Genomic DNA, 4,529 nt, shown 5'->3' on the forward strand with positions numbered 1-4,529 from the left:
GTGAAGACGTATTGAGCCATGGAGAACCTTGGGTCAGTGACAGATGAATGATTGGAGCGCAGGCGAAGCCCGGCCAGACCGTGCGCGTCGTCCGAATGATAGCTATCAATACGTGCGCGCTGAAAAAAGTCTGATTTTAGGAGCTGGAACGCTCCCGCGTAACCGGCAAAGCTACCTGATTGACGGAAGGCAGTCCAGCCGAGCGGGACTGGCACTTAGCCACAACTCAGGGCATGCTAGCCGCCCTTCGGGCGTCCGACATAGAGTCCACATCGCGCCAGTCCAGTCAAAACGCAGGATTACAGTTTGTCTAACGCCCTTCCGCCCATTTCCGTGAGTGCCCCCAGTCCTGCGACCGGCTCACCCCTGCGCGGAACCTTGAAGGGCACACTGGCTACCCTCGTCCTGCTGCTGCTCGCCCTGCTGTTCTGGCAGTTGCTGGAMCAGCTCCGCGAAACCCAGAATAGCCAGCGCCAATACACCATCGATTACACCGCCGATCTGGCCGCGCAAGTCAGCCTGAATATGGCACTCAACGCGCAGATTGCCCTCAACCTGCTACCGATCGTCGAGCAACCGCAAAACGCCGACGAACAGCAGGCGCTGCTGCGCAAGCTGCAACGGTCTTTGCCCGAGTTGCGCAGCCTGGCGTTGCTTAGCCCCTCCGGAAAAATCCTCAGTGACAGCGCCGATGACAATCAAGACGCCGATTACCTGAGTGAACTGGTACGGCGCAGTCACGCTCAGGCGCACTACTTCAGCAACGCCGATGACGGATCGCAGGTCCATCTTCTGTTGCATCAAGCCAGTGGTAGCACCCGAGGCTATTGGGCCCTGCGCCTGACACCGACCTTTTTCTCAAGCCTGACCAAACAAGACGAAGCCGGTATCCGCCCGCTGTGGCTGGTAGAAAACCGGATCAATCGCCAGATCATCAGCCGCGACGACGGGATGCCCTCAAGCACACCCAGCGTGCTGACAGCGGATGAACTGGCCAGCAGTGTGCTGACCGTTCCCTTGAGCAACAGCGACTGGCAACTGCGCGGGTTGTTCGATCGCCAACGGGTGCTCGAAGACCTGCTGCCGGCATTCATTGGCAAATGCCTGCTGGGCCTGGCGCTCTCTCTACTGCCCTTCATTGCGCTGCTGAACATGCGCCGGCGTCAACGCCAACTGAATGAGGGCCGTCGACGTTATCAGGACATTTTCGAGGGCACCGGCGTTGCCCTCTGCGTACTCGACGTATCAGGGCTCAAGAGCTTTTTCCACAAGGCTCAATTGAACAGCAGCGAACAATTGCAAACCTGGCTTGATTCCCCGGAACAACGCCGGCAACTGCTCCAGGAATTGCGCATCACCGAGGTCAACCAGGTTGCCCTGCAACTGCTCAACGTCAAATCCTGCGATCAAGCCTGGGACCAGTTGATCGACGGCAACCCGCAGGACGGCACTGCCATCGGCAATCAAGTGCTCGAAGCAGTGCTCAACCAGCAAAGGCAGCTTGAACTGGAAATCAAACTGCAGGATGCCCATGACCGCGATCAGCATTTGTGGCTGGTCCTGCGTCTGCCAGTCGATCAGGACGACTATAAAGCCGTGATCCTGAGCATCACCGACATCACTAGCCGCAAACTGATCGAGCTATCGCTGCTGGAACGTGAAAGCTTCTGGTCCGATGTGGTGCGCACCGTGCCAGATCACCTGTACGTGCAGGACGTGATCAGCCAGCGGATGATTTTCAGCAACCACCACCTGGGGCAGACCCTGGGTTACGCATGCACCGAACTGCATCAAATGGGTGAGTACTTCTGGGAAATCCTGCTGCACCCCGAAGACGCCGATTTCTACCACCGCTCACGCCAGACCCAGCGCGAGGCAGGTTACAGCCAATTGATGCAATGCCAATTGCGCTTCCGCCACCGTGATGGCAACTGGCGGAGGTTCGAGATTCGCGAACAGGCTTTGGCACGGGACAAGCACCATCAGGTCACGCGGATCATTGGTGTGGCCAAGGACATCACCGACCAGATCGAGGCCAGTGAGTCTTTGCGCGACAGTGAGCAGCGTTACCGGATGCTCGCCGAAAGCATCAGCGACGTGATTTTCTCCACGGACAGCAAGCTGTCGCTCAACTACGTCAGCCCTTCGGTGCAAGCTGTGCTCGGTTACGACGCGGAGTGGATCTTCCAGAACGGCTGGCAATCGATCATCGCGAACCCGCAACAACTGACCGGCGTCTTCGGCCTGATGGACCGGGTCAGCAAAGTGCTGGATAAACCTGAGCAACTGGCGCAGTTGCGCACCCAGGTACAGACCCAATTGTTTCTGTTCGATAGCCTGCGGGCCGACGGCCGCAAGATTCCCATCGAACTGAGGGTGGTGCTGGTCTGGGACGAACACGGCGCATTCGAAGGCGTGCTCGGCGTCGGTCGCGACATCAGTCAGCAGCGCCGGGCCGAGAAAGACCTGCGTATGGCGGCCACGGTATTTGAACACTCGACCTCGGCTATTCTGATCACCGATCCGGCCGGTTATATCGTTCAGGCCAACGAAGCGTTCAGTCGCGTCAGCGGGTATGCCGTGGAGCAAGTGCTCGACCAGTTGCCGAACATGCTGACCGTCGACGAGCATCAGGAATCGCACCTGCGCTACGTGCTCAAGCAACTTCATCAGAACAGCACTTGGGAGGGCGAAGTCTGGCTCAAGCGACGCAATGGCGAACACTACCCGGCCTGGGTCGGCATCACGGCGGTGCTCGATGATGAAGGTGATCTGGCCAGTTACGTGTGCTTCTTCAGCGACATCAGCGAACGCAAGGCCAGTGAGCAGCGGATTCACCGCCTCGCCTACTACGACGCCCTGACCCATCTGCCCAACCGCACGTTGTTCCAGGATCGCCTGCACACCGCGCTGCAATCGGCAGAACGGCAGAAGTCCTGGGTGGTGTTGATGTTCCTCGACCTGGACCGTTTCAAACCGATCAACGACTCCCTCGGTCACGCCGCCGGCGACCGCATGCTCAAGGAAATGGCCACGCGCCTGCTCGGCTGCGTCGACGATGACGACACCGTGGCACGGATGGGCGGCGACGAGTTCACCTTGCTGTTGCAACCACGGGCCAACCGCGAAATCGCGCTGAACCGGGCGATTCATGTGGCCGAACAGATTCTCGCCAGCCTGGTGAAACCCTTTGTGCTGGAAGGCCGCGAGTTCTTCGTCACGGCCAGTATCGGTATCGCCCTGAGCCCGCAGGACGGCAACGAACTCAGCCAGTTGATGAAGAACGCCGACACGGCGATGTACCACGCCAAGGAGCGCGGCAAGAACAACTTCCAGTTTTACCAGGCAGACATGAATGCCACCGCTCTGGAGCGTCTGGAGTTGGAAAGCGACTTGCGCCACGCCTTGGAACAGAACGAATTCGTGTTGTATTACCAACCGCAGTTCAGCGGCGATGGCAAACGATTGACCGGTGCCGAAGCCTTGCTGCGCTGGCGTCATCCGCGACGCGGGCTGGTGCCGCCGGGGGATTTCATTCCAGTGCTCGAAGAGCTCGGCCTGGTGGTGGATGTCGGCGACTGGGTGATCGGCGAAGCGTGCCGTCAGCTCAAGACCTGGCACCAGTCGAACGTCCGTGTGCCGAAGGTTTCCGTGAACATTTCGGCGCGGCAGTTCTCCGACGGTCAGCTGGGTACACGGATCGCCAACATCCTCAAGGAAACCGGCCTGCCGCCAGCGTGCCTGGAGCTGGAGCTGACCGAAAGTATCCTGATGCGCGAAGTCAGCGAGGCGATGCAAATTCTCGCCGGGTTGAAAAACCTCGGCCTGAGCATCGCAGTCGACGACTTCGGCACCGGTTATTCATCGCTCAACTACCTCAAGCAATTCCCGATCGACGTTCTGAAAATCGACCGTTCGTTTGTCGATGGCCTGCCGTCCGGTGAACAGGATGCGCAAATTGCCCGGGCGATCATCGCCATGGCTCACAGCCTGAACCTGGCGGTGATCGCCGAGGGTGTGGAAACCCACGAGCAACTGGACTTCCTGCGTGAACATGGGTGTGATGAGGTTCAGGGCTATCTGTTCGGCCGGCCAATGCCGCCCAGCCAGTTTGAAGCACAGTACAGCAATGATGCGCTCTTCATGTTCGACTGAAGTCTTGCAGACAGGCTGATGGCCCCTTCGCGAGCAGGCTCGCTCCCACAGTGGATTTTCGGTGCTCACAAGTTCTGTTTACACCCGAAACCCTGTGGGAGCGAGCCGATGGAAGCTCAAGGCTCGGTACTGACCAACAAGTACGCCGAAGGCTACCCGGGCAAGCGCTACTACGGTGGTTGCGAGTTCGTTGACGTCGTCGAGCAGCTGGCCATCGACCGCGCCAAAGAACTGTTCGGCGCCGATTACGCCAACGTTCAGCCACACGCCGGTTCGCAAGCCAACAGCGCCGTTTACCTGGCCCTGCTGTCGGCTGGCGACACCATCCTGGGCATGAGCCTGGCCCACGGTGGTCACCTGACCCACGGCGCCAA

The 4,529-nt window shown here is 59.3% G+C and carries 2 protein-coding genes and 1 pseudogene; 2 read left to right on the plus strand and 1 reads right to left on the minus strand.

Annotated features, from left to right (window positions below; translation table 11 throughout):
• The coding region (locus AC1DRJ_RS20250) for a hypothetical protein (RefSeq protein ID WP_477803712.1) at positions 1-215 on the minus strand (215 nt) is incomplete at its 3' end.
• Positions 216-306: 91 nt separating this feature from the next.
• Between AC1DRJ_RS20250 and AC1DRJ_RS20255 the strand changes: the two genes are divergently transcribed.
• A complete protein-coding gene (locus tag AC1DRJ_RS20255; RefSeq protein WP_477803713.1) occupies positions 307-4,155 on the plus strand; it encodes a bifunctional diguanylate cyclase/phosphodiesterase in 3,849 nt (1,282 codons plus the stop codon).
• 108 nt (positions 4,156-4,263) lie between these two features.
• Positions 4,264-4,529 (plus strand): annotated as a pseudogene (gene glyA, locus AC1DRJ_RS20260) (serine hydroxymethyltransferase); the annotation flags it as partial.

The sequence above is a fragment of the Pseudomonas sp. P5_B2 genome (assembly GCF_056400445.1).